This is a genomic window from Paraburkholderia sediminicola (genome assembly GCF_046027825.1).
Classification (GTDB): domain Bacteria; phylum Pseudomonadota; class Gammaproteobacteria; order Burkholderiales; family Burkholderiaceae; genus Paraburkholderia; species Paraburkholderia sediminicola_D.
The window spans coordinates 1-2807 of sequence record NZ_JAQQDU010000204.1; the positions used below are offsets into that span (position 1 = coordinate 1).

General features: G+C 62.9%; 4 protein-coding genes. All 4 read left to right on the forward strand.

The window, feature by feature from the left end; genetic code table 11:
* Positions 1-79: 79 nt before the first annotated feature.
* Positions 80-496 (forward strand): IS66 family insertion sequence element accessory protein TnpA, encoded by a 417-nt coding sequence (gene tnpA / locus PQQ96_RS41805; protein WP_408303237.1) that lies wholly within the window; start codon positions 80-82, stop codon positions 494-496.
* Entirely contained in the window at positions 490-837 is a 348-nt protein-coding gene (gene tnpB, locus PQQ96_RS41810; protein ID WP_408303239.1) for an IS66 family insertion sequence element accessory protein TnpB, read from the forward strand. The genes tnpA and tnpB overlap by 7 nt, the downstream gene beginning before the upstream one ends.
* Before the next feature lie 65 nt (positions 838-902).
* Positions 903-2426 carry an IS66 family transposase gene (tnpC, locus tag PQQ96_RS41815; protein ID WP_408303241.1) on the forward strand — a complete coding sequence of 508 codons (1524 nt, stop codon included), beginning with the start codon at positions 903-905 and terminating at the stop codon, positions 2424-2426.
* A gap of 14 nt (positions 2427-2440) precedes the next feature.
* A partial coding sequence (locus PQQ96_RS41820) for a hypothetical protein (RefSeq protein ID WP_408303243.1) occupies positions 2441-2807 on the forward strand: 367 nt, incomplete at its 3' end.

The window sequence follows — 2807 nt, forward strand, 5'->3', positions numbered from 1 at the left end:
GTATCCGTCAGCGCATCCCGTCTTGAACGCACGTAAGCGCGGTGCGAATGTGTTGCCATCGTAACGACGGAGCCATGCGATGGACGACACAACGGGAGAAACGGCTGTACCGACGGGTGCGCGACGCCCGCGGCAAGGCGAGGCATTCTGGCGCGAGATGATCATGGCGTGGACAGCAAGCGGACTCGGCGTTCGACGTTTCTGTCATGAGCAGGGGCTCACCGTTAGTACATTCGGCCTGTGGCGCAAGAAGCTCTCGGGCCAGGCACGTGCAGAGGCGCGCCCGCTCGCGGTCACACCCGACGCGGCATTTATCGCTTCCCATCCGGACACCGCACCAGCCATTCAGGCGCCGCCATCGGCGGTGGACGCTCCGTCGTCTTCGCGTGATCGGGTGACGTTGTCGCTCGCCGGTGTTCGCATCGAGCTGACCGGTGCTCATGCCGAGCGCATCGTGCGTTTCGTGCTCGGACAGCTTGGAGGCGCACGGTGCTGATCGGAGCCGATGTCCGTGCGTATATCTGCCGTGAGCCGGTCGACATGCGCAAATCGATTGATGGGCTGTCGTATCTGGTCGAACCGCTGCTTGCCCAGAACCCTGTCTCGGGCAATCTGTTCGTGTTCGTCGGCCGGGATCGCTCGAAAGTCAAATGTCTATACTGGGATCGCACCGGCTTCGCGCTCTGGTACAAGCGCCTTGAACGGCACCGCTTTCCATCACCGTTGGCGCTCGCGCAACGCGGCTTCACGCTTGCCGAACTCAACGCCTGGCTCGAGGGCATAGAGATCCCGGCGCGCGAGCCGCATCGCGCCGTCGCGGTGACGCGTGTGAGTTGACTTTGCTCTCGCCTGCGCAGATACAACGCTCCCCGATCTTGTAAACGTAGCGCGAGTTGGGCATCATGATAGCCATGCCGCCCACCGCCATCACTGTCGCGGAATTGCCGGTCGAGCCCGATGCGCTGCAAGCCTTCGCGCTCGAACAGAACCGGCTGGCATGCGTGCTGTGGGAGCAGCTGGAAGCGCTGCAGCACCAGATTGCCCAGGCGAACCGCGCGCGCTTCGGCGTCAGTTCCGAGCGGCTGGCGGGCCAGGCGGAACTGTTCGATGCCGCCACGGAGTTACCTGTTCCGCCCGAGCCGGCCAAGACTCCGGTGGCGGGCCATACCCGCAAGGGGCGTCCCGCCCTGTCGAAGGACCTGCCGCGCACGCGTATCGAATACGATCTGAGCGACGAACAGAAGGCCGCATTCGATACGCTCGAGCGCATCGGCGAAGAGCGCAGCGAGACGCTGCACTACGAGCCGTCCACGCTCACCGTTATTGAGCATATCCGCTTCAAGTACGCGGCGAAGAAGGATGGCGAGTCGACCATTGTGACCGCAAGTGCCCAGCCCTCGCCGCTGCCGAAGAGCAATGCGAGCGCGAGCCTGCTGGCCAACATTCTGGTCAACACCTACGTCGATCACCTGCCTTTGAACCGGCAGGAGATGCGCTATGCACGACGCGGTGTGCATCTTCCCCGGGCAACGCTGTGCGAATGGAAGCTGGCGGCAGCCGAACTGCTCGAAGTGCTGCTGCCACCGCTACGGGCTCACCAGCTGCAGGCACCTCGCATGCACGTGGGTGACACGACACTGCCATTGCTCGAGAAGGGTCGCACGGCGACGCGCACAGCACGATTGTGGGGATACCTGGGCGCGGGCCAGCGCGAGGAGAACGGCGTCTGGGTCGACCACCCGCCGGCGGTCGTGTTCGAGTTCGCGCAATCGCGCTCCGGTTCGCATCCGCTGCGGTACCTGCAGAAGTACAAAGGTTATCTGCAGGCGGACGCGTACAGTGGACATGGCGCACTCTACGAAACCGGAGACATCGTCGAGGTCGGATGTTGGGCCCATTGCCGTCGACGCTTCTTCGAAATCGCGAAGGCGCAGAGCAAACCGGGACTTGCGGCGCAGGCGCTGCAGTGGATTGCCAGCCTGTATGCGATCGAGTCGCGGATCCGGGACCAAACACCTGATCTCAAATATGCGGCGCGGCAAGCCGAGGCGCTGCCGATACTTGCGCGGTTCCGGCAATGGCTGGAAGGCAACGTCATCGGTTTGCCAGCTCAGGCGCCGCTCGCAAAGGCGTTCGGCTATGCGTTACGTCATTGGCAGGCACTCATTCGCTACACCGGGAATGGTATCCTGCTGCCTGATAACAACGCTCTCGAGCGTCAAATTCGCCCTATCGCCCTGGGGAGAGTCAATTGGACATTCGCGGGCTCGCCGCGTGGTGCTAGAGCGGCTGCCACGATGTATTCACTCCTCGGCACGGCTCGCCTGAACGGCTTCGAACCTTATGCGTGGCTCAAGGACGCGCTCGAGAAGTTGCCGTCGTATCCTGTCAATCGCGCGCACGAACTGTTGCCGCTCGCCCGTTAAACGCCTTCACGTTCATGGACATTCTCGACTCACTTCGGCAGGCGCCCAGCGCCGAGCTGTATCGCCTTTATCTCGCCATCGGAAAAATGCTCAATGACCCTCGACGCATTCTGGAAGTACGTCAGCGCCTGCACCTCGGAATGGCCGTCAGTTATATCGGCGACAATCCGCTGGGACCTCCGTCGCAGGGCACCGTCGTCGAGCTTCGACACGCACAGGCGATCGTTCAGGACAGTGTGAGCCGGCGGCGCTGGGCACTACCATATGCGGCGATCGTTCCCGATAGCACGGCCGCCCCGATTCATCCCGAACCGGCGCCGCCACCGCGCGCACAACGCGAAGAGTTCTTCGTCGGCGACACCGTTGGTTTCACCGACAAAC

Excerpts from the sequence above, each read along its gene's own strand:
- tnpA (WP_408303237.1), top strand. The coding sequence starts at position 80 with ATGGACGACACAACGGGAGAAACGGCTGTACCGACGGGTGCGCGACGC.
- tnpC (WP_408303241.1), top strand. The coding sequence starts at position 903 with ATGATAGCCATGCCGCCCACCGCCATCACTGTCGCGGAATTGCCGGTC.